Source organism: Pseudomonas juntendi, assembly GCF_009932375.1.
Lineage (GTDB): Bacteria > Pseudomonadota > Gammaproteobacteria > Pseudomonadales > Pseudomonadaceae > Aquipseudomonas > Aquipseudomonas juntendi.
Genome location: NZ_BLJG01000234.1, coordinates 1 through 2,189 on the forward strand (window position 1 = coordinate 1; position 2,189 = coordinate 2,189).

The following is a 2,189-nucleotide window of genomic DNA, read 5'->3' on the forward strand; positions in this document are numbered from 1 at the left end:
GGAGCGGCCTTGCGTCGCGATGGGCTGCGCAGCAGCCCCTGACTCGCAGCCCCCCTACCGGCAGCACACCCTACCCGCACCCCCCCGCCTACGGAATACAGAACACATCGCTAGGCTCATTCACCAGCACCGTGCGGCTGGCGTCATACAGCAATACCTGCGGCTCCATTACCGGTGCCCGCGCCTCCAGGCGATAACGTTCCCCAGCCTTGAAGTCATCGAAGCGCACAGTCAGGTAACAGGTACGGTCCCTGGGGTCGGTCAGCATCCCGCCAGAGTAGATCTCGTAATCGAAGCGCACGACCAGCTCATGCTTGCCGGGGGTTAGCTGAAAGTATCGGCCGTCTTCCAGGCGCTTCCCGTCAAGGCGGTCGGCCATGATTACCCGGCCGGGGGTCATGGTGTACAAGTCGACCCAGGCTTGCTTGGGGTCGACCGGCGGCAAGGGGCTGGCGCAAGCCCCCAGTGCACTGAGGGCGATCAGCATCATGGGCTGGCGCATGGCAAAGCTCCCACTTGCGATTGGCACGTTAACAGCATAGCGCCGTTTGCGTGGTTAGGTGTGCTGGCAGCCCGCTGGCAGGCCCTGGCCCAGCAGTTTTTGTTGCTGGTCATACAACTTCACCCACGGGCGGAAGCCGATGCTCCCGGCCTGCAACTGATAGCGTTGCCCGGCGTTGAAGTCTTTGAACGCCAGCTTTACCTGGCAATCTCGCCACAGGGGTTGGTCGACCGGGCCGATGTTGCTGGGGTTGACCGGAAACTGGTAGCGCACGGTCAACTCGTGGCTGCCAGGCTGCACTTCGAAGTACCGGTTGTCGGCCCAATCGCGCTCATCGACCTGCACCGCGTGCAACGAGGTGTTGTCGTAGGGCGTGAGGTCGATCCAGGCCTGGTTCGGATCTGGGTCTGGCAGCGTTGAACAGGCAGATAACAGCAACAGTGAACCGGCGACCCACAATGCACGCATGGCGAAACTCCCCCGTGGCGAGATAGTCTTGGAGCGAATCGGCCTTGAGCGAGTCAGACAGTCCCGATGCTTCGACTTTTTCTTATGCAGCGCTCAGGCCCTGGGCCACTCGACCGCGTTTTCACCCGTTTGGTTCCGCTGCTGGCGGTGCTTCTGCTGAGTGGTTGCAGCAGTGCGGCCTATTACGGCCAGCTTGCGCAAGGCCAGTGGCAACTGCTGCGCGCGCGGCAACCGGTGGAACAGGTGGTCGCCGACCCTGCTACCCCTCCCCTGTTACGGGCGCGCCTGCAACGGGCGGAACAGGCGCGGGCGTTTGCCAGCCAGCAGCTGAAGCTGCCGGATAACCGCAGCTACCGGGTATACGCCGACCTTGGGCGCCCCTATGTGGTTTGGAATGTTTTCGCCACGCCAGAGCTCTCACTGCAACCGGTGACCCACTGTTTTCCGATAGCGGGTTGCGTGGCGTACCGCGGCTACTACCAGCAAGGTGCAGCGCGTGGCGCGGCAGCGTTGATGCGTGAGGAAGGGCTGGATGTGTACGTGGGCGGGGTGGAGGCCTATTCCACATTGGGCTGGTTCGACGACCCTATTCTGTCGTCGATGGTGGGCTGGGGTGACGAACGCCTGGCGACCTTGATCTTTCACGAGCTGGCGCACCAGCGCTTTTACGTGCAGGACGACACAGAGTTCAACGAGTCCTTTGCCTCGTTCGTCGAACAGGAAGGCACCCGGCAATGGCGCGCGGCGCGTGGCCTGGCTGCGGTTGGTGGCGATCAGGGGCAGCAGCGGGAGCAGTTTATCCAACTGGTGCTGGCCAGCCGCGAGCGGTTGCAGGCGATTTACACCGGGCCGCTGGATGATGCGCACAAGCGCCAGGCCAAGCGGGCGGAGTTCGCGCGGCTCAGGCGTGACTACCAGCAGGTGCGGGACAGCCAGTGGGGCGGCGACAAGCGCTTTGACGCCTGGGTGTACGGGCCCATGAACAATGCCAAGCTGTTGCCGTTCGGGCTGTATGACCAGTGGGTGCCGGCGTTTGCGGCGGTGTTTCGCGCGGTTGACGGGGATTGGGGGCGGTTCTATGAACGGGTTGAGCAGTTGGGGAGGTTGCCCATTGCTGAAAGGAAGGCGGCGTTGCAAAAGTTGATGGCTGGCCGGTGAGATTTTGGGGCCGCTTTGCGGCCCATCGTCGGCAAGCCAACTCCCACGGGGATCGCATCAG

The 2,189-nt window shown here is 63.1% G+C and carries 3 protein-coding genes; 1 reads left to right on the forward strand and 2 read right to left on the reverse strand.

Features of this window, described 5'->3' with window-relative positions:
- Window positions 1–88: 88 nt before the first annotated feature.
- Both GYA94_RS23265 and GYA94_RS23270 read right to left on the reverse strand, forming a co-directional pair.
- The gene (locus tag GYA94_RS23265) at window positions 89–502 is read right to left on the reverse strand and encodes a PA0061/PA0062 family lipoprotein (protein ID WP_161893182.1); all 414 of its coding nucleotides are present in this window, start codon (window positions 500–502) and stop codon (window positions 89–91) included.
- Between the two features lie 54 nt (window positions 503–556).
- Complete coding sequence (locus tag GYA94_RS23270) at window positions 557–970, reverse strand: PA0061/PA0062 family lipoprotein (RefSeq protein ID WP_029887968.1); 414 nt, start codon at window positions 968–970, stop codon at window positions 557–559.
- An 84-nt stretch (window positions 971–1,054) separates the two neighbouring features.
- Between GYA94_RS23270 and GYA94_RS23275 the strand changes: the two genes are divergently transcribed.
- Window positions 1,055–2,128, forward strand: coding sequence for an aminopeptidase (locus GYA94_RS23275; protein ID WP_161893183.1), 1,074 nt, complete (start codon window positions 1,055–1,057; stop codon window positions 2,126–2,128).
- Window positions 2,129–2,189 lie beyond the last annotated feature (61 nt).